This is a genomic window from Actinomadura madurae (assembly GCF_047130825.1).
Lineage (GTDB): Bacteria > Actinomycetota > Actinomycetes > Streptosporangiales > Streptosporangiaceae > Spirillospora > Spirillospora madurae.
Genome location: NZ_CP083237.1, coordinates 8,368,852 through 8,393,106, shown reverse-complemented (window position 1 = coordinate 8,393,106; position 24,255 = coordinate 8,368,852). Strand labels below are relative to the sequence as shown.

Below are 24,255 nucleotides of genomic sequence, written 5' to 3'. Positions count from 1 at the left end.
CTCGGGGGGAGCGTCAGGTCGCGGTCATCACGGGTGCGTGATCATCTGGAGCGGCGAGACCTGGTAGGCGCCGTCGAGCAGGACCTGGTCGCCCGCGTTGATCAGGCTCGGGTCGCAGTCCGCGTCGACGGTCTTGACCTCGAGGTTGCCGCCGGACACGCGGAGCGTTCCGTCGGAGTTGTCGTACGTGCCGTCGATCGTCCCGGTGTCGCTGCCGGGGCCGGCGACGGTGGCGTCGCACTCGTCGCTGCCGTGGATGCTCGCCTGGACGCCGGTCAGCGTGCCGGTCGTGACCCCGGCACCGTCGTAGTCCTGGGCGTTGAACTGCCAGGGCGTGCCCGTCGCCGTCACCTGGACCACGATCCCCACCGGCCCGGTGCACCAGTTGTTCGGGTTGCCCGGGGTGGAGAACGACACGCTGTCCAGCTGCGCGATGCCGGCGCCGGGCAGGTTGGACCCGCTCTTCGCCGACCCACTGGCCGTGGACGAGTCGCACACGATCGCCGCGCCGGTGGTCATGTCGATCGCGGTGAGCGGACCGAGGTTGGTGCCGGAGATGGCGCCGCCCGGCGAGACGGTCCACGGGTCGGCCGCGTAGGCCGGGGTGGACATCAGACCGAGACCGGTGACCATGACGGCGGTCGCGGCAAGAGCGTTTCGGGTGAGCTTTCGCATGTCAGTTCTGCTTCCCTTCAGAGGGTGGTTTCTGTCGGCTAGTGGGGATACTGACTGCGTTTTCCTGGGTGTGACTCCTCCTGTTCAGCGGGGAGCAGGACCCATGGAGCCGAAACCCTCGACTCCATCAGACGACCACCCTGTCCTGCCCTATATATACCTGTAAGATACGCACTGGTAACAAGTAAATCAAGGTCCGATTGACACCTTTCCGATGCCTCCACCACCGTTTTTTTGGTTTTGTCATCGACTTAGCAATCGAGCATCCCTGTATTGTCAGCGGCCACGAATCGCGCATTGCGGTCAGGCGCCGAGAGTGTCGATGTTGTCGATCTTCCATTGTCCGTTCAGCTGGACGGCGTCGACGGCGAAGACGGCGGCGGAGTAGCTGGTCTTGTCCTTGTCGGTCCGGGTGTTGCGCTGGTCGGCGAAGATCAGCAGGCGGGCGCGGTCCCTGGTCAGGGACGTGACCGCCGAGTCGGTGACGGTGGTGGTCAGGACCTGTTTCTGCTGGGGCGCCTGCCTGTGGACCAGCGCGAAGAGCTGGTTGTACTGCTGGACGGCTTTACCGGTGAGGACGTCCTGGGCGGCCTTCTCGGTTTTCGCCACGTCGGCGTAGTTGTAGGAGAAGGCGGTGTTCACCGCCGTGGTGATCTGCCCCTTCACCTCGCTTGTCCGGCCGTTGTCGCTCAGCGCCTCATTCTTGGCGGACGCCGCGCCGGTCCGTTCGCCGGCCTGGCCGTGCAGCCATGCGGCGGTGACACCGAACGCGATGGCCAGGGCGCCGAGAAATGTGACGAGGCGGTTGCGGCCGGATCCCGGAACCGCGCGCCCGAGCGTGCTGATCGCTGCCATGCGACTCTCCTCGTCAGGACGTTCCGGTCGGGGCCTGTCCGAGGGCCGACAGTTTCCAGCCCGCGGACGTTCTGGTGAGCTGACCGGTGAACCGGCGCAGATTGTTCACCGGCTTTCCGTCCGCCCCGCTGATCGAAATACTGACGGCGGCGATGACGGCGGCCTTTCCGGCGCGGATGTCGAGTTCGGTGAGGGCCGATTCCCGTATCTTCGCCGTGCTGGTCGTCTTCGCCTTCTGGATATCGCTCTTGAGCCGTGCGCCGCCCTGGACGATCTCGTCGTAGAGCTGGGCGGTCGACGAGTCCCGCCAGACCTTCAGCCCCGCGTCGACGTCGCGGTAGTCGAGGGTGTTGAGGTTGACGATCGCCTGGTCCGCCGCGGCGAGGACCTTGTCGCGCTCGGCGGCGTAGGCGAGCGAGCCGTCACTGGACGCGGTGCGGTACGAGTAGCCGAACCACGCGCACACACCGGCGGCGATCACGGTCACCGCCAAGGCCACCCTGACCAGTGGATCCGCGAAGAGCCCGCGGGACGGTTCGGCGGCGTCCTTCTTCTCCCGCCGCGGCGGCTCGTCGGACGCCCCGGTCCGTCGAGGCTCTTCCGCCGCTTCGGATGCTTCCGCCGCCTCGGGCTGTTCCGCCGCCTCGGGTTCTTCCGCCGCCTCGGGTTCTTCCGCCGCCTCGGGTTCTTCCGCCGCCTCGGGCTGTTCCGCCGCCTCGGGTTCTTCCGCCGCCTCGGGTTCTTCCGCCGCCTCGGGTTCTTCCGCCGCCTCGGGCTGTTCCGCCGCCTCGGGTTCTTCTGTGCGGGCTTCCTGCTCTTCTGCCGCCGGGTCGGCGGTTCTGGTCTCGGTCACCTGAATTCCACCCCTTTCCTTCAGGCGGCCCGGAGGTCGCTGATGCGCCAGCCGTGGTCGTCGCGGGCCGTGACGATGAGCTGGGCCGCGACGGGCGAGCCGGTCGCCTTGCCGTCGCGGGTGGTCGTCTGGTCGAGCATGACCAGCAGGACCGCCGTCCCGTCACGGGTGAGCTCGATGAGCCCGGCCTTGGTGACCTTCGTGGTGAGGGCGAGCCTCATGACCGGGGCGTTCTGCTCGACCAGGCCGAACAGCCGCCGGTAGTCGCCGATGGCCCGCCCGGTGAGGACGGCGCTCGCGGCCCGTTCGGTCGCGGCCGGGTCCGTGTGGACGTAGGTGAAGATCCGCTCGACCTTCGCCGAGACGTCCGCGACGACCCTGGCGGTCCGGGTTTTGTCGACGAGGGCGCGGTTGGCGGCCGGTGACCGCTCGCTCCGCCTGCCGGCCCAGCCGTCGACGGCGAGGGCGGACAGGCAGATCGCCAGGGCGAGGGTCACCGGCCACCCCAGCCCGGCGGCCCGCTTCAGCGCTGAGCCGAGCGAGCGCCGGGCGGCCTTGTTCTTCCGCGGGTTCTTCCGCGGGACGGGGCGGCGCCGCGCGGGCCGTTCCTCGGTGACGCTCACGGCCTGCTCCCCCCGGGCGCCAGCGGGTTCAGCGAGCTGATCTTCCACGTCCCGCCGACCCGCCGCATCCCGACCTCGTAGCGTTTGCGCTGCTCGGTGCCCTGGGCGGAGTCGCCGGCCGGCTCGGTGAAGACCCGGACGGAGGCGATGACGGTCGCCTCGCCGGCGGACCGGTCGAGGTCGGTGACGGCGAGCGCGGTGACGCGCCCGTGCGAGCGGGCCGTCTGCTTGGCGAACCTCGCGCGCGCGGCGGGCATGTCGCGTTTCAGCGCGTCGGCGAACGGGCCGGTGGCGACGTCCAGCCAGTGCTGCAGGTCCAGCTCGGCCACCTTGGGGTCGATGCTGTTGATCAGCGCGAGGTCGCGGACGGCGGTCCGGCTCACCTCGTCCCGCGCGGCGGCCAGGTCGTGGTCGGCGCCCCGCCCGGACTGGAACAGCGACCAGAGCGACAGGCACAGGAAGACCGCGGCGGCGGCCGTGAGGACGTGGCCCGCCGGGCGCGCCCACCGGATCAGCGAGCCCGGCCTGCGAAGCGCCGCCGCCACGCCGGTCATCGCGGGCCTCCCAGGCCGAGGAGGGCGGCCAGGTCCCCGGACGGCGCCGGTCGCGCCAGCCCGGTGAGGCCGAGCGAGTTGAGAAGGTCCGTCGTGCCCGCTCCGCTCAGGGTTCCGGGCTTGGCCGGTGCCGGGACGCCCTCGCGCGGTGCGTTGGCGGCGCCGCGGACGTTGATGCCGGTGCTCGGGCTCTCGGCGCAGTGCGCGCCGGTGTTGAACCCCGGCGCGGGCGACAGGTCGAGGCCGTTGCGGTAGCGGGTCTTCCCGTAGCCGCGGGTGCAGGGCTGCGGGTTGAAGAACGTGTTCACCAGGCCGAGCCGGAGCTTGCCGCCGGACACGATGCTGGACCCCACGCCCGCGACGTTCGGGAGGTTCGCCAGCAGTTCCTCGATGGCGGCCTGCCGCGGCTCGCCGACCCGGGCCGTGGTGAGGAGGTTCGCCAGCAGGACGCTGAGGCTCGGGTCCAGGTCGCGCAGCAGGCCGGACAGCTCGTTCGCCGCTCCGGGCCCGGCCGCGATGAGCCTGCGCAGGTCGGTGTCGGAGTCGCGGAGCTGCCGCGCCAGCAGGCTGGAGCTGGACGCGAACGCCTTGAACGCGGCCGACATCTCGTTCTGCGTCCGGAGCACCGCCCGGCCGTTGTGGATCAGTGCGCGCGAGTCCGGGAACGCCGCGTCGGACGCCGACACGAACCGGGCGCTCGTGTCGAGGAGCTGCTGGAGGTGCGGGCCCTGCCCGGCGAACGCCAGGCCCAGCTCGTCGATGAGCACCTTCGTGTCGTCGAGCGGCAGCGAGGCGGCGAGGTCGTTGACGCTCTTGAGCGTCTCGTTCACCGGCGCCGGGGTGACGGTGACGCTGCGCGGGATCGTGGAGCCCTGCGCCAGGTAGGGCCCGGAGTCGGCGGCGGGCCGCAGGTCGACGTACTGCTCGCCCACGGCGGAGCGGTTCGCGACGACCGCCTGCAGATTGCCGGGGATCTTCGGGGACGAGTCGTCGATCCGGAGTTCGGCGATGACGCCGTCCCGGCTGAGGTCGAGCGTGCCGACCTTGCCGACGGTCACGCCCCGGTAGGAGACGGCGGAGCCCTCGAAGAGGCCGCCGGCGGTCGCCAGGTCGAGCCGGACGGTGTAGTACCCGCGCATCCCGACGTAGCGGCCGAGGTCGGCGTAGGTGACGCCGATGTAGCCGACCACCAGGACCGCGATGACGGCGAACACGACGATCTTGATGCGGGTGACCACGGTGAGCATGTCAGTCCCCCTCCCCGAGGGTCGGGAGCGGAAGGGCGGGCCCATCGCCGGGCCCGCCACCGGAGCCGCCGGAGGGTGATCGCGGCGCGACCGGCGTCGGCACCGGCGTCGCCGGGTCCGGCGTGGCGGACGGCTGGGATCCGCCGCCGCCCGCGATGTTCGGGCACGGCACCGGCTGCGGGCCGGCGGGCGGGGCGGCCAGGGCGCGCGCCTCCGCGAGGCTCTTCGGCTTCAGCTCCTTCACCGGCGGGATGACGCAGTCGTTGCCCTCGGCGGCGACGACGGTGAGGTAGCCGTTGAGGTAGTCGCCCTTGACGGCCTTGAGCGCCTCGTCGGTGAACGGGTAGGTGAGCAGGACCTCAAGGGACTTGGGCAGATCCCGCCCGGAATCAGCAAGCTTGCGCAGGATGACCGACAGCGAGCGGAGGTTCGCGACCGTGTCCTCCTTGCTGGCGTCGATGGTCCTGACGGCGACGTCCGACAGCTTCTCCAGCCGCCGCAGCAGCTCGACGAGCTTGCCGCGCTGCTCGTCCAGCACCTTCAGGCCGGGCGAGAGGTCGTCCAGGACGGTCTCGACCTGCCCGTTGCGGGTCGCGACCGTGGACGACAGCCGGTTGAGCCCGTCGAGCGCGTCCACGATCGACCGCCGGTTGCGGTTCAGCGTGCTGGTGAGGCCGTTGAGGTTCTCCAGCGCGGAGCGGACCTTGTCCTCCCGCCCGCCGAGCGCCTGGTTCAGCTCCTTGTTGATCGTCCGGATCTGCGGGAGCCCGCCGCCCGACAGCAGCAGCGACAGCGCGCCGAACACCTCCTCGGTGTCGGCGTTGCGGGTCGTGCGGGACACCGGGATCGTGGCGCCGTCGGTCAGCCGCCGCGGGGACGGCGCCGTGGCGGGCGCGGCGAGCTTGATGTACTTCTCCCCCAGCAGGCTCGACTGCTCCAGGTTCGCGGTCGCGTTCGCCGGCAGGCGCACGTCGCCGTTCACGACGAGCGTCACCTCGGCATTCCACGCGTCCTTCGGCAGCGACACCTTCTTCACCCGCCCGACCGGGACGTCGTTGACCCGGACCGCGGCCTGCGGGACGAGGTTCAGCACGTCCTCGAACTGCACCTTCACCGTGTACGGGTGGTCGCCGAGGTCGGCGCCGCCGGGCAGCGGGATGTCCTCGATCCGCGTCGAGCAGCCCGCCGCGAGGACGGTGCCGGCGATGAGGGCCGCGAGGAGCCTGGGCGCGCGCATCAGCGGCCTCCCTCTCCGCCGGGGCCGGCGTAGGTCGGCCCGGCCGGCGGAAGCGGCAGCGGCGGGACGCCGGGCGCCTGCGCCGGCGGGACGGCGACCAGCCCGCCCTTCTCCAGGCGCTCGCACTGCTCGCGCAGCGCCCTCGTCGCGGACGCCGCCGCCGCGCACACCGGCCGCTGGTCGGCGCCGGGCGGGTCGACGCCCGGCCCGCTCGTGCCGCCGAACCCCTTGGTGATCTCCAGGAGGTTGCCGCGGGTCATCAGCGAGCGGGTCTTCGGGTCGTAGGCGTTCAGCGCGTTCTGCGTCAGCAGCGGCGCGGTGTCGAGGATCTCGGCGAGGGACGCCCGCTGGTCGACCAGGACCTGGGTGATCCCGGCGAGCCTGCCGACGTTCTTCTTCAGCGCCGCGCGGTTGTCGGACACGAACCCCTTCACCTCGGCGAGCGCCAGCGCGAGGCTCCGCAGCGCCGCGCCGAGCTCCTCCCGGTCGGCGGCGAGGAACCCGCTCACCTCGGCGAGCTGGTTCTCGGCCAGCCGGATCTGCCCGTCGTTCGCGCGGAGCATCTCGCTGAACTTGTTGAGGTTGGCGACGGTGGCGTACAGGTCGCCGCTGGTGTCGGCCAGGGTCTGGGACGCCTTGCCGAGGTCGGCGATCGTGGTGTTGAGCGCCCTGCCGTTGCCGCCGAGGTTGGCGGCGCCGACCCGGACGACGTCCGACAGCGCGCCCTTAGCGTTCAGGCCCTGCGGGCCGAGGTCGCCCGAGAACTTGCGCACCGCGTCGTAGAGCTGGTCGAGTTCGAGCGGCGTCGCGGTGCGGCTCACGTCGATGGACGCGCCGTCGGCCATCTTCGGGCCGCCGCCGTAGGCGGGGTCGAGCTGGACGTACCGGTCGGAGACGAGGTTCGGCGCGATGACGACGGCGCGGGCCTCGGCGGGGACGTCCACCTCGTCGTCCACCCGCATGTCGACCCTGACCCGGTTCCCGAGCGGTTCGACGGAGTCGATCGACCCGACCTTCACGCCGAGGACGCGGACGTCCGAGCCGGGGTAGACGCCGATGGCGGTGGCGAAGTACGCGGTGATCCGGTGCGTCGGCCCGCCGGTCAGCAGCGGGACCAGCGCGATCGCGACCAGGAGGACGAAGGTCGCGATGAGCGCCTGGAGCACCCGCGTGCGGTGGTCGCGGATCGGCGAACCGAGCCTGGGGAGCTTCACCGTGCGTGTCGTGGAGGATGCCCTGCCATCAGCCCTCATGTCACCGGCCTCCCGTCAGACGCGGAGGCTCGCAGCCCGTGACGGGCGGTTTCCACGCGCCGTTCTCCAGGTACTCCTTGGGGACGGTGCCGCACAGGTAGCCGTCCACCCAGCGGCCGTTGCCGGTCGAGTTGGCGACGACGCGCATGTAGGGGGCGGCGGTCTCCAGCGCCCGGTCCAGGTTCTTCTGGTTGCGTTCGAGGACGGTCGTGACCCGGTCGAGGGAGGCGAGCGTCGGGCCCAGGGTGCGGCGGTTGTCGTCGACGAGGCCGATCAGCTCCCGCGCGAGGCGGTTCGTGCCGACGAGCAGCGCGTGGATCGCGTCGCGCCGCCGGCGCAGCTCGCCGAGCAGCAGGTTGCCGTCCTTGAAGAGGGTCTGGAACTGGGCGTTCTGCGCGGCGATCGTGCCGGACAGCTGCTTCGTCCCGGCGAGGAGGCGGGCCAGCTCGGCGTCCCGGGACGCGATGGTGTTCGACAGCGACGACAGGCCGTGCAGTGCGACGCGGACGCTCGGCGGGGTGTCCTCGAACGTCTTGGAGATCGTCTCCAGGCTCGCCGCGAGCTTGGCCGTGTCGAGCCGGTCGAACGTCCGGCCGAGGTCCTCGAAGGCGGTCGTGACGTCGTAGGGGGCGACGGTCCGGTCGAGCGGGATGGTCTCGCGCGGGTCCTGCCTCCGGTAGCCGAGCGGGTCGAGCTGGAGGTACTTCGAGCCCAGCAGGGTCTTGATCATGATCATGGCGCGGGTGGCGTTCCCGACCCAGGTGTCCTTGACCCGGAACGTCACCTTGACCTTGTTCCCTTCGAGCTCGACGGCGGTGACCTTGCCGACCTTCACGCCGGCGACGCGGACCTCCTGGCCGTCCTTCAGCCCGGCGGCCTCGGAGAAGTACGCGCTGTAGGTCGTCCCGCCGCCGATGACGGGCAGGTCGTCGGCGCGGAACGCGAGCATGCCGAGCACCAGGAGCAGGGCGACGCCGACGGCCGCGACCCCGATCGGGCTGCGTTCGCGCAGCGGCTTCAGCCGCGGCCGGCCCGTCTTCAGGCGGGGCAGGGCGCGCGGCACGGGACGCGGCGGCGGTGTCGGCCCGCCCGGCGGGTTCGGGGGCGTCATCCGCGGCACCTCGCGTCCTTGATCGGGAGGCCGGTCGGCGGCGGCTGGTCCGTGACGTCGGAACCGGCGTACGTCACGCCGATCAGCTGGACCTCGCACTGGTAGAAGTTCATCCACGACCCGTAGGAGCCCACCCGGCCGAACGTCGAGAGCTTCTCGGGCGTCCGCCGGAGGAACCGCTCCAGCAGCGGCTCGTCGCGGTTCAGGTTGTCGCTGAGCCGGCCGAGCTGGACGATGTCGTCCTTCAGCGGGTCCCGCGCGACCTGGAGCAGCCCGGCGGTGGCGCTGGTCAGGTCGGCGATCGACCCGAGCGCCTCGCCGATCGGCCGGCGGTCGGCGGCCAGGCCGGAGGTGAACCGGCGCAGCGTCGTGATCAGGTCGACGAGCTGCCGGTCGCGCCCGTTGACGGTCTGGACGATGCTGTCGAGGTTCGTGATGACCTGGCCGATCACCCGGTCCTTGGCGGCGAGCGTGCTCGTCAGCTGCCCGACCGTGCGCAGCAGGCTCTCGACGGTGCCGCTCTCCCCCTGGAGCACCTTGACGATCGACTCCGAGAGCCGGTTGGCGTCCCCGGGCGACAGCGCCTGCATCAGCGGCTGGAAGCCCTGGAACAGCTGGGTGAGGTTGAGCGTCCCGGTGGTGCGCCCGACGGGGATCGTCCCGCCGCGTTTCAGCACCTGGCCGGGCGAGCCGGTGCCCTGGCCGAGCGCGATGTACCGGCCGCCGACCAGGTTGAGGTACTTGACCGCGGCGGTGGCCGAGGCGGGGATCGTCCGGTCCCGGTCGACGGAGAACTTCACCCGGGCGAGCCGCCGGTCGCTGACCTCGATCTCCTCGACCTGGCCGACCTCGACGCCCGCGATCCGCACGCCGTGCCCGGGATGCAGCCCGGCGACGTCGGTGAACTTGGCGTAGTAGGTGACGCGGTCGCCGCTGGTGGCGCCGGTGATGCTGGACGCCAGCAGCAGCGTCGCCAGCACCGTCACCCCGATGAAGATCAGCGAGCTGACGAGCGGGAACCCAAGGCCCTTCAGCCCCTGTCCGGCGAGCCTCACCTGACCGTCACCTCCGTGCCCCGGTAGATCGGCCCGACCAGCACGCTTGACCAGTCCGGCAGCTCCTCGGGGACCTCGTCGAGCGACGGCCCGGCGAGCTCGTTGACCAGGTCGTTCTCCGACGCCGAGTTCGCGGGCCCGAGGCCGCTCCCGGCCGCGCCGCCGCCGCCCGGGGCGCCGCCGGCGGGCAGCACCCGCACCCCGTTCCCGGACGCCAGGTACGGGACGCTCGGGCAGTGCGGCCCGTCGCCGCCGTCGTAGCGGGGCGCGTCCCTGCCCGGCACGTAGCGGCCCTTGTGCGGGATCGACACGAGCACGCCGTGGACGCCGTGCCGGTCCGTGCCCTTGCCGAGGACCTTGTCCATCTTCGGGACGAACTCGGCGAACGTCCGGAACGTGCAGGGCGCGGCGGGGGCGTAGCGGCGCAGCAGGTCCAGGCTGCCGCGGCTCGCCGACGCCAGCTCAATGATGTTCCCGGAGTTGGCGCGCAGGAAGTCGTCGAGATCGGCGGACGATGCCGAGACCGTGTCGTACAGGCTCGCGAGGGCGAGGCGCTGCTCGACGATCGTCCGGCTGGTGACGGTGAAGTCGGTGAGCGCCTGAAGCAGGTCGGGGGCGGCGTCGGAGGCGTGCCGCGAGAACTCCGCCAGCTCGTCGAGGTTGCGGGCGAGCGCCGGGACCTCGGGGTTGAGCCTGGTCAGGAACGCGTCGAGCTGCTCGAAGTTGCGGCCGATCTGGTCGCCGCGCCCCTCCAGCGCCCGCGACATGGCGTTCAGCGTCGCCGACAGCTTGGCCGGCTGGACGGTGTTCAGCAGGTCCATCGTGTGGTTGAGCACCTCCGACAGCTCCACCGCGTTCCTGCTGCGGTCCTCGGAGATGACCGCGCCCTCCGCGATCGGCGGGGCCGTCGACCCGTCCGGCGGGACGAGCGACACGAACCGGGCGCCGAACACCGTCGTCGGCAGCAGCCGCGCCTGGACGTCCGACGGGACGCGGTCGGTCATCCGCGGCTTCAGCGCCAGTTCGAGCTTCGCGCCCGCCCCGTCCGCGGTGATGGAGCGGACCTCGCCGACGACGACGCCGCGGACCTTCACGTCCGCGAGCGGGTGCATCTCGTGGCCGGCCGTCCCGGTGCGCAGCGTCACCGTCGTCACGTCGGTGAACTGCTTGTTGTAGATCGCGATCGACAGCCAGATCAGCAGCGCCGGGACGAGCAGGAACGCCACGCCGGTGAGGCGCTGCCCGACGACGTGCCGGGTGGTGCGTCTAGCCATGTCAGCCCGTCACCTTCACCGTCGTCGTCGCGCCCCAGATGGCGAGGCTGATGAAGAAGTCCGTCACGCTGATCAGCACGATCGCGGTGCGGACCGCGCGGCCGACGGCGACGCCCACGCCGGCGGGGCCGCCGACCGCGCGGTAGCCGTAGTAGCAGTGCGCCAGCACGACCATGACGCTGAAGATGAGCACCTTGACGAACGACAGGACCACGTCCTCGGGGGCGAGGAAGATGTTGAAGTAGTGGTCGTAAGTGCCTGCCGACTGCCCGTTGAACCAGAGCGTCACCTGTCTGGACGCGACGTAGGAGCTGAGCAGCCCGATCCCGTACAGCGGGACGATCGCCACGCTGCCCGCGATGATGCGGGTGGTCACCAGGTAGGGCACCGACTGGATGCCCATGCCCTCCAGGGCGTCGATCTCCTCGTTGATCCGCATCGCGCCGAGCTGGGCGGTGAAGCCCGCGCCGACCGTCGCCGACAGCGCCAGGCCGGACACCAGTGGCGCGATCTCCCGGGTGTTGAAGTAGGCCGACACGAAGCCGGTGAACGCGGCGGACCCGATCTGGTCGAGCGCGGCGTAACCCTGCAGCCCGACGACCACGCCGGTGAACACCGTCATGCCGATCATCACGCCGACGGTGCCGCCGATGACCGCGAGCGCGCCGCTGCCGAAGGCGACCTCGCCGAGCAGCCGCAGCGACTCGCGCAGGTAGCGGCGCAGGGCGCGCGGCGTCCACAGCAGCGCCCGGACGTAGAAGCCGAGCTGGTCGCCGGGATCGTCCAGCCAGGAGACGAGCTTGACCGGCCGGAACCGGCGCGCACCGGGGATCGCCACGTCACGCCCCCTTCGGGGGGACGACCTGGAGGTAGATCGCCGTCAGCACGAGGTTGACGAAGAACAGCAGCAGGAACGTGATGACGACCGACTGGTTGACCGCGTCGCCGACGCCCTTCGGGCCGGGGCTCGGGTTCAGCCCGCGGTAGGCGGCCACCACCCCGGCGATGAACCCGAACAGCAGCGCCTTCAGCTCGCTGACGTACAGGTCGGGCAGCTGCGCGAGGGCGGAGAACGAGGCGAGGTAGGCGCCCGGCGTCCCGTCCTGCATCATCACGTTGAAGAAGTAGCCGCCGGCGACGCCGACGACGGAGACCAGGCCGTTGAGCAGCACCGCGACGGCCATGCAGGCCAGCACGCGCGGGACGACGAGGCGCTGGACGGGCGAGACGCCCATCACCTCCATCGCGTCCATCTCCTCGCGGATCGTCCGGGAGCCGAGGTCGGCGCAGATCGCCGACCCGGCCGCGCCGGAGATCAGCAGCGCCACGATCAGCGGGCTCGCCTGCTGCACCACCGCGAGGACGCTGGCGCCGCCGGTGAGCGACTGCGCGCCGAGCTGCTTGGCCAGCGACCCGACCTGGAGCGAGATGACCGCGCCGAACGGGATGGACACGAGCGCGGTCGGCAGGATGGCCACCGACGCGATGAACCAGAACTGCTGGATCAGCTCGCGGAGCTGGAAGGGCCGGCGGAACGTCATCGCCAGCACCGTCCCGGCGAGCGCGAACAGCCGCCCGACCTGGCGCAGCGCGCCGGCGCCGGGGACGGCGGTGTCAGGTGCCGCCACGCGCGTCTCCTTCCTCGGGCCCGCGCGCGTCGCCGCGCGGTGCGGTCGGCTCGTCAGTTCGCGCCATCGCCGCCGCCTTCCGCCACGTGCCTGCGGTTGGCCCAGATCGCCTGCTGCGCCTGGTGGGAGAGCCGCGGGAGCATCGCGTCGACGCGCAGCGCGTGCCGGCGCTCGGCCTGCCGGGGCGGCATCCCGGCGGTGGGACGCAGCTGCGGCGGGATCTCGATGGTGCGGCGGCCGCGCGCCGGGCCGTTGGTCTGGGCGGCCGCGGCCGCGGCGGCCTCGGCGGCGAGCAGCGCGGCGTCCTTCTCCTCCGACATCCCGATCGGCCCGCGGGTGTCGCCGTGCAGGAACTGCGTGACGGCCGGCTCGTCGCTGGTGAGCAGCGCCTCGCGGGGGCCGAACGCGATGAGGTCGCGGCGGTACAGCATCCCGATGTTGTCCGGGACGGTCGCCGCGATGTCGATGTTGTGCGTGACGATCAGCATGGTCGCGTCGATCCGCGCGTTGACGTCGATCAGCAGCTGGGAGATGTGCGCGGTGCGGACGGGGTCCAGGCCGGAGTCGGGCTCGTCGCACAGGATGATCTCCGGGTCGAGGACGAGGGCGCGGGCGAGGCCGGCGCGCTTGCGCATGCCGCCGGAGATCTGGCCGGGCAGCTTGCGCTCCTCGCCGGCGAGCCCGACCATCTCCATGCGCTCCATCACGATCCGCCGGATCTCGGACTCCTTCTTGCGGGTGTGCTCGCGGAGCGGGAACGCGATGTTGTCGTAGAGGGGCATGGACCCGAAGAGGGCGCCGTCCTGGAACATCAGGCCGAACCGCTTGCGGGCCTCGAAGACCGTGCGGTCGGGGTCGTTGACCATGTCGACGCCGTCGATCAGCACCCGGCCCTCCTCGGGCTTGAGCAGCCCGACCAGCGACTTGAGGAAGACCGTCTTGCCCGTGCCGGAAGGCCCGAGCAGCACGCTCACCTCACCGGCGGGCAGCGTCAGGGTGACGCCGCGCCAGATCGTCTGCGTGCCGAAGGCTTTGGTCAGGCCCTCCACGACGACTTCAATTCCCAACGAACACCGCCACTCGCGATAAGGCTCCGTCCGGCGGAACGTTACGGCCGAGTAGCTCTCGCATTCAATAGGGCCGCACGGGGTTCAGGACGCAATTCGATAAATGGCGGCCGTTTTTGTCACCGGCTTAGTCTCCGCTCGGCCGGGATTCGCCGCCCAGTGACTACCGGGCGGTAACATGATGGCCCGCAGCCCCCTGCCCCAGGGGCCTGCCGGCCTCCGGTTGTCACCGGGCCAGCAACCGAACGCCGTTCTTGTCACATCGCGCGCAAAACCGCACCGAACCGCACCCGATCACGCCGCCGACCCTTGCCAGCGGCGACGGTCGACTTTATGTTCGCGGTGTTTCCGATCTCGCCCCAGGGTGTCGCCCTTCCGTTCGGCACACGCCACCCGGCACCGCCGTCCCGGCCGGGACGGAAGGCGCGGCGCCGGATGCCCGGCCGGCCCCGATGCGGAGGTTTCTCTTTCCCATGTCCCAGGCATTGGAATTGTCCGAACACGACCGGAGTCAGATCACCTCCGCCGATTTCCTGGGCCTGCTGCGGGCGGAGCTGGCCGATGTGGCGCGGGAGATCGTCACCGAGATCAAGCGGGCGATCCCGGAGTACGACCGGCCGGAGCGCTCCGCCTACGACCAGATCCTCCGGCACGGCATCGGCCTGCTGCTGGCCTCCTTCGCCGACATGGACGCCGACCCCGCCGCCGCCACCGCCCAGCGCGACGAGACCTGCCGCGCCTTCGGGCACTTCGAGGCCGTCGAGGGGCGCACCCTCGACCACCTCCAGGCCGCGACCCGGATCGCCTTCCACGTCGCCTGGCGCCGCACGGTCATCGTCGCCGAGCGCGAGCGGATCCCCACCTCGGTCGTGGCGACCACCGTCGACGCCATGCTCGTCTACCTGGACGAGGCCGTCGCGCAGGCCCGCCTCGGCTACCAGCAGGCCACCTGCCACGCGGACGTGCGCCGCCGCGAGGAGCGGCGCCGGCTGCTGCACCTCATCCTGCAGCGTCCCGCCGTCGTCCCCGAGGCCATCGAGGACCTCGCCAAGTCCACCGGCTGGTGGCCGCTCCCGGCGGAGGCCACCCTCGTCGCCATCCACCCCGAGGCGCCCTGCACCCGCTCCGCGCTCGACGCCGACGTCCTCATCGACTTCGACTCGGCCGAACCGTGCCTGCTCGTCCCCGGACCGCTCACCGCGGAACGCCAGGCCATGCTGCACGCCGCCCTGGCCGACGCGAGCTGCGTCCTCGGCCTCACCCTGCCGCTGGAACGCGCGACCCACTCGCTGCGCTGGGCCCGCCGCGTCCTCGCCCTCGCCGAGGAGGGCGTCATCCCGGACGCCTCCCTCATCCCGTGCCAGAACCACCTGATGACCATGTGGCTGCTGTCCGACCCGCCGCTGATCGAGGAGCTCACCCGCCGGCATCTGGAACCGCTGCGGGACGTGTCGGACGGGCAGCGCAAACGCCTCGTCGAGACGCTCGCCGAGTCCGTCACCACCCGGGCGACCGCGGTCGACATCGGCGAGCGGCTCAAGATCCACCCCCAGACCGTCCGGTACCGGCTCCGCCAGCTGGAGAGCTACCTCGGCGACAGCCTGGAGGACGCCGACGCCCGCTTCTCCCTCGACGCCACCCTCCGCGCCGCGAGCCTGTACCGGCGCCGCAGGCCCGGCCGCCGGAGCGTCCCCGGCGACCGGTGACCGCGCCCGGCATGGGGCGCCGGTGACGCTTCGGGTCACACGGGACGCCACGGACCGTTATCCTGACCTTCTGGTTACCGGCTCATGACGGAAAGTCGAAGGGGTCCATGCCGACGTCGACCTGGTTCCGCCTGAACGTCGCCAAGCGCGAGCGCGTGCTCGAAGTGGCGATGCGCGAGTTCGGGGAGCACGGGTACTCGACCGGCAGCCTCAACACCATCGCCCGCGAGGCCGGCATCGCCAAGGGCTCGCTCTTCCAGTACTTCAGCGACAAGCTGGAGTTCTTCGCGTTCGTCTGCGACGAGACGTCCCGCCGCATCCGCGAGGAGATGGAGCGCCGCATCGAGCGCATCGACTTCGACCAGACCTTCGACGAGTGGCTGTTCGACGTCCTGTGCGACTGGACCGAGTACATGGCCGACCACCCGCTGGAGCGCGGCGTCACCGCGGCGACGAACTTCGAGCTCGACAACAGCGTCCGCTCCGTCGTCCGCGACACCGCCAACCAGCACTACCTGCAGGTCATCCACCCGACGCTGCACCTGTGGAAGGCGCAGGGCGACATCCGCGAGGACGCCGACCTCGACGTCCTCGCCACCTGGCTGATGACCGTCCTGCCGTTCCTCGCGCTCGCCCCGTACTACGACGGCCTCGACCCCATCCACGACCTGCGCGGCCGCACCCCCGCCGAGCAGCGCCCGGTGATCCGCCAGCTCATCGCGGGCTTCCGCCCCATCTTCGCCACCGCCAAGTAACCCGGGCCGCCTCGCCGCGGTTCGGTCAGTCCTCGAGGTCGGCGACGAGGATGTCCATGTGGCGGGTGGCGAGGCGGGCCGGGGGCGGGAGGTCGGCGGAGTCGGCGGCGGTCAGCACGCGCGGGTTGCCTATCCGGCGGACGCGGCCGAGGCGTTCCACGCCGCCGCGTCCCTCGGCGAGCAGGTTGCGGACCCAGTCGGCGTCCCGGCCGTACGGGAGGCCGACGATGAGCCGGCCGCCGCTGCGGAACGCGGTGACCGGCGTCCGGTACTCGCGGCCGGAGCGGCGGCCCCGGTGCACGATCATCGCGAAGGGCGGCAGGTAGGGGGCGTAGACGCCCTGCACCCGGTTCGTGACGACCCTGTTGAAGCGGGCGAGCGATCGCGGCATCAGCGGTTTCATCATGACCCCATGCCTACCTCAGCGGGTGAGGACGAACTCGTCCGGCTTCGCCGTGCGGCTGCTCGCCCAGAACTCGAACGTGTGGCCCGGCCAGAGCGCGCGGTTGACGCCGTTCTCGTCCAGGTACCAGCTGTTGCAGCCGCCCTCGTTCCAGACCGCGCGGCGCAGCCGCTTCTGCATGCGGTCGTTGAAGCGGCGGACGGCCTCGGGCTTCGGCTCGATCGTGTCGCTGCCGGTCTCCTGGAGCAGCCGCAGGCAGCTCAGCACGTGCTGGATCTGAACTTCGATCATGAAGACGACGGAGTTGTGGCCGAGGCCGGTGTTCGGGCCGAGCAGCATGAAGAAGTTCGGCATGCCGGGGATCGTGGTGCCGCGGTGCGCCTCGACGCCGTCGGCCCAGATCTCCTGGAGCTTGGTGCCGTTGCGGCCGGTGACGCGCAGGTCGGTGATGGCGTCGGTCACCCTGAAGCCGGTGCCGTAGATGATGCAGTCGACCTCGTACTCGCGTCCGTCCTCGGTGACGATCGAGTTCTGCCGGACCTCGGCGACGCCGGACGTCTCGACCTCCACGTCGGGGCGGGCGAGCGCCGGATAGTAGTCGTTGGACAGCAGGATCCGCTTGCAGCCGATCCGGTAGTCCGGCGTCACCTTGGCGCGCAGTTCCGGGTCGGGGATCTGCCTCTCCATGTGCCGGCGGGCGAGGCGCTCCTGCGGCCCGGACAGGCGCGGGTCGATGGTGAAGCCGACGGCGCGGGCCTCCAGCGCCCAGTAGATGCCGCCGCGAAAGGCGCGGGCGGCGCCCGGGACCCGCGCGAAGAGGGTGCGGACGGGCGCCGGGATGGCGACGTCCGGCTTGGGCTGGATCCACGGCGGCGTCCGCTGGAACACCACGAGGTCGGCCGCCTGCTCGGCGACCTTCGGGACGAACTGGATCGCGGACGCGCCCGTCCCGATGACGGCGACCCGCTTGCCCGCGAGGTCGTAGGAGTGGTCCCACTCGGCGGAGTGGAAGGCCGTCCCCTGGAACCGCTCGATGCCCGGCAGGTCCGGATAGGACGGGACGTGCAGGGCGCCGATGCCGGACACGATGGCCTTCGGGGTGAGGACGGACCCGTCGGCGAGCGTGACGTTCCAGCGGCGGGCGGCGTCGTCGTACTCCATGGAGTCGACGGCCGCGCCGAAGCGGATGTGCCGGCGCACCCCGTACTTGTCGGCGGTGCGCTCCATGTAGGCGCGGATCTCCGGCTGCGGCGCGAACATGCGCGTCCAGCGCGGGTTCAGCTCGAAGGAGAAGGAGTACATGTGGGAGGGGACGTCGCAGGCGCAGCCCGGGTAGGTGTTGTCGTGCCACGTCCCGCCGAGCGCGTCGCTCTTCTCCAGGACGGCGAAGTCGTGGAAGCCGGACCGCTTGAGCCGGATCGCCATGCCGAGGCCGGCGAATCCCGAGCCGATGATGACGATCGCCGGGGCGCGCTCGCTCATGACCCCTCCTCTCGGATAACCTACTGCCGGTAAGTTACCCGGAGTAGGTTACTGACGGTAGGTCCAACAGAGGGGATTCTTCTGTGAGTGGCGCCACATCGCGGCCCCCGTCGCACCGGCGCCGGATGTCCCGGGCCGAGCGCGAGCGGCAGATGCTGGACGTGGCGGAGCAGGTGTTCGGCGAGCGCGGCTTCCAGGCCACCTCCATGGACGAGATCGCCGAGCGGTGCGGGGTCTCCAAGCCGATGCTCTACGAGTACTTCGGCTCCAAGGACGGGCTGCTCGTCGCCTGCGTGAGCCGGTCCAAGGCCGAGCTGTTCGACGTCACGCGGAAGGCCATGGCGGGCGCGACCACCCCCGAGGACATCCTCTGGCGCGGCATGGTCGCCTACTTCGAGTTCATCGACGAGCACAGCAGGTCGTTCGCGATGCTGCTGCGCGAGCCGACGGCCGCCTCGCCGGAGACCATCGAGGCCGTCGAGTCGACGCGGCGGCAGCAGAGCACGCTGATCGCCGGGGTGCTCGCGACGTTCGCGCCGTCCGCGCCGTCCGGCGCCGTGGCCGCCTACACCGAGATCATCATCGGCGCGAGCGAGCGGCTCGCGCAGTGGCAGACGAGCCGGCCCGACGTGTCGGCGAAGGACGCGGCCCGCTACATGACCGATTTCTGCTGGAAGGGCCTCAGCCCGTACCTGTCCGCCGGGGAAGCGCCTCCAGAGCCCCGATGAGCAGGTCGAGGCCGAACTCGAAGTCGGTCTCGGGATCGACGTCGGCCAGCGCGGGACCGTAGGCGAGGACGTGCGGGAACTCCTCCGGGTCGAGCCGCGTCCACGACTCGGCGCCGTTCTCGGCCAGGTGCCCGAGCATTTTCGCCATGCCGATCTCGCGCAGCTGGGCGCCGAGCGCGTAGGCGAGGAGGGCGCGCATGATGCGCACGGACGTCTCCCCGTCGAACCCGGCCGCGGCGGCGAGGGCCAGGGCGCGCTCGGCCGGGCGCAGCCCGACCGGGGTGTCGACCTTGTGGGTGAGGACGATCGACATGCAGCGCGGGTTGTCGTGGGCGACCTTGCGGAACGCCCGGACGAGGGCGCGGGCGCGTTCCTGCCACGGCTCGGACGGGTCGTCGTGCAGCTCCAGGCCCGCCACGACGTGCTCGGCGACGCCCTCCAGCAGCGCGCCCTTGTTCGGGACGTGGTTGTAGAGGGACATGACGGCGACGTCCAGCTCGGCCGCGACGCGGCGCATCGACAGCGCGTCCGCGCCCTCCCGCTCGATCAGCGCGACGGCCGCCTGCACGATGCGCGCGCGGGTCAGGCCCGGACGCGGGGTGTCGGAGGTCACACGCCTCACCATCGCTTCCGCTCCCTCCCGCCGTTGACACCGCTCAGTGTCCCATGCCACCGTACGTACATTGTACGTAAGACGTACATCGTACGTCTGCGGCCCGGGGAGGAGCTCCCTTGTCGACACACGACCTCTACACCGACCCCGTCCCGGCCGAGACCTGGAACGTCCCGATGGCCGGCGACGCCAGGTTCACCTGGGAGTACGACGACGGGCGCGACCGTCTCCTCGCCCTCTACCAGAAGGGCAAGGACAAGCAGTGGGACGCCGCCAAGCGCATCGACTGGGACGTCGAGGTCGATCCGCACGACATCCTCGGCGTCCCCGACCAGTCCCTCGCCATCTACGGGACGAAGTACTGGGACATGCTGTCGGAGAAGGAGCGCGGCGAACTGCGGCGGCACTCCACGTCGTGGCAGTTCTCCCAGTTCGTGCACGGCGAGCAGGGCGCGATGGTCACCGCCGCCCGGATCGTGGAGTCGGTGCCCGACCTCGACTCCAAGTTCTACTCCGCCACCCAGGCGATGGACGAGGCGCGCCACGTGGAGCTGTTCACGCGGTTCCTGCACGAGAAGGTCGGGATGGTCTACCCGATCAACACCAAGCTGCAGGACCTGCTGGACGAGACCCTCACCGACTCCCGCTGGGACATGCCCTACCTCGGCATGCAGGTGCTCATCGAGGGCCTCGCGCTCGCCGCGTTCGGCGTCATCCGCGACATCACCACCAAACCGCTGCCCAAGCAGATCCTCGCCTACGTCATGCAGGACGAGGCGCGCCACGTCGCGTTCGGCCGCCTGGCCCTCCGCGACTACTACAAGCAGCTCTCGCGCGCCGAGCTCCGCGAGCGCGAGGACTTCGTCATCGAGGGCTGCTACCTGATGCGCGACCGCATCCGCGGCAGGGAGATCTGGACCAACTTCGGCATCGACCCGAAGGAGGTCGACGAGCTGGTGGAGAACTCCCCCTACATGAGGATGTTCCAGAGCCTGCTGTTCAGCCGGATCGTCCCGTGCGTGAAGGACATCGGGCTGTGGAGCGAGCGCATCCAGCGGACCTACGACGACATGGGCGTCCTGGACATGTCCAAGGCCGACCTCGACGCCCTCATGAACCAGGACGAGGAGATCGCCGAGAAGCTGGACACCGAGCGGTTCGCCGCCGAGGAGGCCGACCGCAAGGCCGAGGTCGACGCCGTGATCGCCGACGCCGCGGCGGGCTGAGTACGGTTGGATCACTCGACCCGGACACCTCGGAGGTTGTGATGCCACTCGCGCGCTTCGACGGCGCCCTCGCCGTCGTCACCGGAGCCGGCGGCGGAATCGGGCGGGCCGTCGCCCTCGCACTGGCCGAGGGGGGCGCGAGCGTCGTCGCCGCGGACATCGACCTGCCCGCCGCCGAGCGGACCGCCGTCCTCGCCAAGACGCTCGGCGCGGGCGGCACCGCCTACGAGGTGGACGTGGCGGACGCCGCCGCCATGGAGGCCTTCGCCGCCGAGGTGAAGGAGGCCCACCGGGTCCCCGACATCGTCGTCAACAACGCGGGCATCGCGGTCGCCGGCTCCTTCCTCGACACCGGCGTGGAGGACTGGGAGCACATCCTCGGGGTGAACCTGTGGGGCGTCGTGCACGGCTGCCGGCTGTTCGGCCGGCAGATGCGCGACCGCGTCCACGCCCTGCCGAACAAGCCCGACAAGCCGAACTTCGGCGGCCACATCGTCAACATCGCGTCCGCCGCCGCGTTCGCGCCGTGGCGGGCGATGCCGGCCTACTGCACGACGAAGGCCGGCGTCCTCATGCTCAGCGAGTGCCTGCGCGCCGAACTGGCGGGGTCACGGATCGGCGTCACCGCCGTCTGCCCCGGCTTCGTCAGCACCGACATCGTCAGGAACGCACGCTACGTGGGGGACGACGCCCCCGCCCTGAGCCGCCTGCGCGACCGCGGCACCAAGGCCATCAGACTGCGCAACTACCCGCCGGAGAAGGTCGCCGAGCGGGTCGTCCACGCCATCGTCAAGAACAAGCCCGTGGTCCCCGTGAACGTCGAGGGCCACCTCCTGCACACCCTGTCCAGGGTGTCCCCCGCATCCCTACGCCTCCTGGCCAGGATCCCCACCAAGTCCTAGCTCCCGCGCTCAACCAAACCATGCGACCTGACAACGATCCTCTCCCCGCGCACATCGGTCAGGTCACCCTCGCGGAGCGCGGGCAGCGTCAGTTCCGGCATCGGATCAACGGGCGCGGGGTGATGGGGTGGGTGGTTCGGAAGTGCACCCTGTTCTTCGACAGGGTCGGTTTCCTGGACGGGCGGGCGCGTGACGTGTGGATACGCACCGGGCTTCTGGAACGGTAACCGGTTCTACCCGGCGGCCAATTATCTTGACGTCGAACCGGTTGTTAGAAAATGCTTCGGTAAATTGCGGGCGCTGGTCCACTCCCAGAACGCGATAAGGGCCGCGGAGCGGGGTCCACTCCGCGGCCCATCGTCGAGTTCAATGGCCTGACCTGGTCCTCACCTACACCCAGGACACCCCTACCGCTTGGACGGTCACGGCGTCGACCTCCTCCTCCCAGGCTTTCTCATATGCCGACCATCCGACCTGGACCGGGAGCTTGATCGGCATTCCTCCCCTTTACGAAACACCTTAGAAGCTGTTGACAGTGAATATGCCATGATCGGCCGATTCAGGTCAGAAATGATTCAGTGCGGCGAGGACCTCGCGGGCGGCGGCCGTCGCCGTGGCGAGGCAGGCCCGCTCCCGGGCGTCCCGCTCCGCCGCCGCGGGCGCCCGCTCGCTGTAGCTGACCGTGAAGACGGCGTTGCGGGTCCGCGCCGTGACCTGCCCGACCACGGTCGGCTGCCCCTCGTCGGCCTTGAACCAGCGGTACGCCTCGTCCCCGATCCCGGTGGCGCGCTCCAGCGTGATGGTGCGGACGAGCGGGGCGTCGTGCGCCTGGGCCCACTGCGCGTCGTAGAAGCCCTCGGCGTCCTGCACCGGCGTCGCGGTGTCGGCCGGCGCGTACAGGTGCGCCTCCACCCGCAGCCAGCGGAAGGCCGAGCCGGTCGAGGAGAACGTGCACGTGGTGAGCGTCGAGTTCGCGTTCTGCCGCTTCGACGCCTTCGGGACGGCCTTCTCGACGGTGGCCGCCGACACCGTCCCGCAGGGCGCCGGGAGCGCCTTCACGACCCGGCCCTGCTGCATCGGGGCCGCCGGCGCCGACGCGCTGCCCCGGGGCGTGACGGCGGCCCTGTCCGTGCCGCCGTCACGCCGGCCGGGCGCCATCAGGAACACCGTCACCGCCGCCACCGCGAACGCGACGACGCCCACCAGCAGCACGAGCAGCCGCTTCGGCCGGCGGGCCGGGGCCGGCGGCTCCGGCCCGGCGTACGGCCGGTGGAACGGCTCGACCGGACGCTGAAGGCCCACGCCCCGCTCCTCACTCCCCCGTCTGGACACAGGTCCGCCTCCCGCCAACGTAGCCAGCCCCGCCGCCCCTGACCAGGCCCCCGGCGGGTGCCGATCGTCAGACCCCGTGGTCACAATGAAGGGGTGCTGATAGCGGACATCACGCGGACGTCGGAGGCGGTCGCGGGCACCGCGGGCCGCAAGGCCAAGGTAACCGCGCTCGCGGAGTGCCTGCGCGCGGCCGAGCCCGGCGAGGCCGCGACCGTGGTCGCCTACCTGTCGGGTGAGCTGCCGCAACGCCAGATCGGGGTGGGGTACGCCGCGCTGCGGGACGTCCCGGAGCCCGCGGCGCGGCCGTCGCTGACCGTCACGGAGGTGGACGCTGCGTTCACCGAGATCGGCGCGGTGTCGGGCACCGGGTCGGTCGCCCGGCGGCGCGAGCTGGTCGCGGCGCTGCTCGGCCGCGCGACCCGCGCCGAGCAGGGCTTCCTCATCCGGCTGCTGGCGGGCGAACTGCGGCAGGGCGCGCTGGACGGGGTGATGGCCGAGGCGATCGCGGCGGCGGCCGGGGTGCCGTCCGCCGAGGTGCGGCGCGCGGTCATGCTGCGCGGGTCGCTCGGCCCGGTCGCCACCGCCGCGCTCGCCGGCGGGGTCGACGCGCTGCGCGGGTTCACCCTGGAGGTCGGGCGTCCGGTCAAGCCGATGCTCGCGGCGTCGGCGCCGTCCGTCGACGAGGCGTTCGGCAAGCTCAAGGCGGAGGCGGCCGTCGAGTGGAAGCTGGACGGGATCCGCGCGCAGGTGCACGTGTCCGGCGGCGAGGTGCGGGTGTTCACCCGGACGCTCGACGAGATCACCGCCCGGCTGCCCGAGGTCGTCGAGGCGGTGCGGGGCCTGCCCGCCCGCGCCGCGGTCTTCGACGGCGAGCTGATCGCGCTCCGGCCGGACGGCCGCCCCCATCCCTTCCAGGTGACCGCGGCCCGCACCGCGACCCGGACGGCGAAGAACACCGAGCCCGTCCCGTTGAGCGTGTACCTCTTCGACGTCCTGCACCTGGACGGCACCGACCTGCTGGACGCCCCCGGCGCCGACCGGAACGCGGCGCTGGCCCGGGTGGTGCCCGAGGAGCTGCGGATGCCGCGGGTGGTGACCGGCGACCCCGCACGGGCCAAGGAGGTCTTCGACGAGGCGGTCGCGCGCGGGCACGAGGGCGTCGTGGTGAAGTCCCTCGACACCCCCTACACGGCGGGCCGGCGCGGCGCCGGATGGATCAAGGTGAAGCCGCGGCACACCCTCGACCTCGTCGTCCTCGCCGTCGAGTGGGGGCACGGGCGCCGCCAGGGCCTGCTGTCCAACCTGCACCTCGGCGCCCGCGACCCCGAGACCGGCGGGTTCGTCATGCTCGGCAAGACGTTCAAGGGCCTCACCGACGAGCTGCTCGCCTGGCAGACCGAGAAGCTCCGCGAGCTGGCGGTCCGCGAGGACTCCTGGACCGTGCACGTCCGCCCGGAGCTGGTCGTCGAGATCGCGTTCGACGGGGTCCAGCACAGCCCGCGCTATCCCGGCGGCATCGCGCTGCGCTTCGCGCGCGTCCTGCGCTACCGCCCCGACAAGGCCGCCTCCGAGGCCGACACGATCGACACCGTCCGCGCTGTCGCCCCCATCATGGACTAGCGCGCCACGGACCAACCCCGCCACGGACCAACCCCGCCACGGACCAACCCCGCCAC

General features: G+C 71.3%; 24 protein-coding genes. 6 read left to right on the top strand and 18 right to left on the bottom strand.

Annotated features, from left to right (window positions below; genetic code table 11):
* Positions 1–27: 27 nt before the first annotated feature.
* From K8Z49_RS39085 to K8Z49_RS39020, 14 genes are all read right to left on the bottom strand, one after another.
* Complete coding sequence (locus K8Z49_RS39085; RefSeq protein ID WP_021597360.1) at positions 28–675, bottom strand: hypothetical protein; 648 nt, start codon at positions 673–675, stop codon at positions 28–30.
* Between the two features lie 303 nt (positions 676–978).
* On the bottom strand, positions 979–1,530 hold the full coding sequence (locus K8Z49_RS39080) for a hypothetical protein (protein WP_021597361.1): 552 nt from the start codon (positions 1,528–1,530) through the stop codon (positions 979–981).
* Positions 1,531–1,543: 13 nt separating this feature from the next.
* Positions 1,544–2,383: a hypothetical protein gene (locus K8Z49_RS39075; RefSeq protein WP_412516545.1), complete on the bottom strand. Its 840-nt coding sequence runs from the start codon at positions 2,381–2,383 to the stop codon at positions 1,544–1,546.
* Between the two features lie 20 nt (positions 2,384–2,403).
* Entirely contained in the window at positions 2,404–3,006 is a 603-nt protein-coding gene (locus tag K8Z49_RS39070) for a hypothetical protein (RefSeq protein ID WP_412516544.1), read from the bottom strand.
* Positions 3,003–3,560 (bottom strand): hypothetical protein, encoded by a 558-nt coding sequence (locus K8Z49_RS39065; protein ID WP_412516543.1) that lies wholly within the window; start codon positions 3,558–3,560, stop codon positions 3,003–3,005. Before K8Z49_RS39065 ends, K8Z49_RS39070 begins: the two co-directional genes overlap by 4 nt.
* On the bottom strand, positions 3,557–4,807 hold the full coding sequence (locus K8Z49_RS39060) for an MCE family protein (protein ID WP_021597365.1): 1,251 nt from the start codon (positions 4,805–4,807) through the stop codon (positions 3,557–3,559). The genes K8Z49_RS39065 and K8Z49_RS39060 overlap by 4 nt, the downstream gene beginning before the upstream one ends.
* Before the next feature lies 1 nt (position 4,808).
* The gene (locus K8Z49_RS39055; protein WP_412516542.1) at positions 4,809–6,044 is read right to left on the bottom strand and encodes an MCE family protein; all 1,236 of its coding nucleotides are present in this window, start codon (positions 6,042–6,044) and stop codon (positions 4,809–4,811) included.
* Positions 6,044–7,258, bottom strand: coding sequence for an MCE family protein (locus K8Z49_RS39050; RefSeq protein WP_412516540.1), 1,215 nt, complete (start codon positions 7,256–7,258; stop codon positions 6,044–6,046). The genes K8Z49_RS39055 and K8Z49_RS39050 overlap by 1 nt, the downstream gene beginning before the upstream one ends.
* 40 nt (positions 7,259–7,298) lie before the next feature.
* Complete coding sequence (locus tag K8Z49_RS39045; protein WP_081842659.1) at positions 7,299–8,408, bottom strand: MCE family protein; 1,110 nt, start codon at positions 8,406–8,408, stop codon at positions 7,299–7,301.
* Positions 8,405–9,463: an MCE family protein gene (locus tag K8Z49_RS39040; protein ID WP_412516538.1), complete on the bottom strand. Its 1,059-nt coding sequence runs from the start codon at positions 9,461–9,463 to the stop codon at positions 8,405–8,407. Before K8Z49_RS39040 ends, K8Z49_RS39045 begins: the two co-directional genes overlap by 4 nt.
* Positions 9,460–10,737, bottom strand: coding sequence for an MCE family protein (locus K8Z49_RS39035; protein ID WP_412516537.1), 1,278 nt, complete (start codon positions 10,735–10,737; stop codon positions 9,460–9,462). Before K8Z49_RS39035 ends, K8Z49_RS39040 begins: the two co-directional genes overlap by 4 nt.
* 1 nt (position 10,738) lies before the next feature.
* On the bottom strand, positions 10,739–11,575 hold the full coding sequence (locus tag K8Z49_RS39030) for an MlaE family ABC transporter permease (RefSeq protein WP_021596426.1): 837 nt from the start codon (positions 11,573–11,575) through the stop codon (positions 10,739–10,741).
* Between the two features lies 1 nt (position 11,576).
* Entirely contained in the window at positions 11,577–12,278 is a 702-nt protein-coding gene (locus tag K8Z49_RS39025) for an ABC transporter permease (protein WP_111832327.1), read from the bottom strand.
* A gap of 140 nt (positions 12,279–12,418) precedes the next feature.
* The gene (locus tag K8Z49_RS39020) at positions 12,419–13,432 is read right to left on the bottom strand and encodes an ABC transporter ATP-binding protein (protein WP_024935445.1); all 1,014 of its coding nucleotides are present in this window, start codon (positions 13,430–13,432) and stop codon (positions 12,419–12,421) included.
* 473 nt (positions 13,433–13,905) lie between these two features.
* Here K8Z49_RS39020 and K8Z49_RS39015 point away from each other — a divergent pair, with 473 nt between their 5' ends.
* Together K8Z49_RS39015 and K8Z49_RS39010 are read left to right on the top strand one after the other, a co-directional pair.
* The gene (locus tag K8Z49_RS39015) at positions 13,906–15,138 is read left to right on the top strand and encodes a helix-turn-helix domain-containing protein (RefSeq protein WP_024935446.1); all 1,233 of its coding nucleotides are present in this window, start codon (positions 13,906–13,908) and stop codon (positions 15,136–15,138) included.
* 107 nt (positions 15,139–15,245) lie between these two features.
* Entirely contained in the window at positions 15,246–15,893 is a 648-nt protein-coding gene (locus K8Z49_RS39010; protein WP_021596430.1) for a TetR/AcrR family transcriptional regulator, read from the top strand.
* A 25-nt stretch (positions 15,894–15,918) separates the two neighbouring features.
* Here K8Z49_RS39010 and K8Z49_RS39005 read toward each other — a convergent pair whose 3' ends face one another.
* Both K8Z49_RS39005 and K8Z49_RS39000 read right to left on the bottom strand, forming a co-directional pair.
* Positions 15,919–16,299, bottom strand: a complete 381-nt coding sequence (locus K8Z49_RS39005; RefSeq protein WP_021596431.1) for a nitroreductase family deazaflavin-dependent oxidoreductase — start codon at positions 16,297–16,299, stop codon at positions 15,919–15,921.
* Positions 16,300–16,314: 15 nt separating this feature from the next.
* Positions 16,315–17,778, bottom strand: a complete 1,464-nt coding sequence (locus tag K8Z49_RS39000) for a flavin-containing monooxygenase (protein ID WP_412516536.1) — start codon at positions 17,776–17,778, stop codon at positions 16,315–16,317.
* Positions 17,779–17,861: 83 nt separating this feature from the next.
* Here K8Z49_RS39000 and K8Z49_RS38995 point away from each other — a divergent pair, with 83 nt between their 5' ends.
* On the top strand, positions 17,862–18,506 hold the full coding sequence (locus K8Z49_RS38995) for a TetR/AcrR family transcriptional regulator (RefSeq protein WP_235206432.1): 645 nt from the start codon (positions 17,862–17,864) through the stop codon (positions 18,504–18,506).
* On the opposite strand, the gene K8Z49_RS38990 is transcribed toward K8Z49_RS38995, so the two are convergent.
* Positions 18,460–19,131 carry a TetR/AcrR family transcriptional regulator gene (locus tag K8Z49_RS38990; RefSeq protein ID WP_024935448.1) on the bottom strand — a complete coding sequence of 224 codons (672 nt, stop codon included), beginning with the start codon at positions 19,129–19,131 and terminating at the stop codon, positions 18,460–18,462. The genes K8Z49_RS38995 and K8Z49_RS38990 overlap by 47 nt on opposite strands.
* A 107-nt stretch (positions 19,132–19,238) precedes the next feature.
* Here K8Z49_RS38990 and K8Z49_RS38985 point away from each other — a divergent pair, with 107 nt between their 5' ends.
* Both K8Z49_RS38985 and K8Z49_RS38980 read left to right on the top strand, forming a co-directional pair.
* Positions 19,239–20,345 (top strand): ferritin-like domain-containing protein, encoded by a 1,107-nt coding sequence (locus tag K8Z49_RS38985; RefSeq protein WP_412516535.1) that lies wholly within the window; start codon positions 19,239–19,241, stop codon positions 20,343–20,345.
* 41 nt (positions 20,346–20,386) lie between these two features.
* Complete coding sequence (locus tag K8Z49_RS38980) at positions 20,387–21,247, top strand: SDR family NAD(P)-dependent oxidoreductase (protein WP_021596436.1); 861 nt, start codon at positions 20,387–20,389, stop codon at positions 21,245–21,247.
* 564 nt (positions 21,248–21,811) lie between these two features.
* Here K8Z49_RS38980 and K8Z49_RS38975 read toward each other — a convergent pair.
* A complete protein-coding gene (locus tag K8Z49_RS38975; RefSeq protein ID WP_021596439.1) occupies positions 21,812–22,549 on the bottom strand; it encodes a hypothetical protein in 738 nt (245 codons plus the stop codon).
* A gap of 123 nt (positions 22,550–22,672) precedes the next feature.
* Here K8Z49_RS38975 and K8Z49_RS38970 point away from each other — a divergent pair, with 123 nt between their 5' ends.
* Positions 22,673–24,199, top strand: coding sequence for an ATP-dependent DNA ligase (locus K8Z49_RS38970; RefSeq protein WP_075023369.1), 1,527 nt, complete (start codon positions 22,673–22,675; stop codon positions 24,197–24,199).
* Positions 24,200–24,255 lie beyond the last annotated feature (56 nt).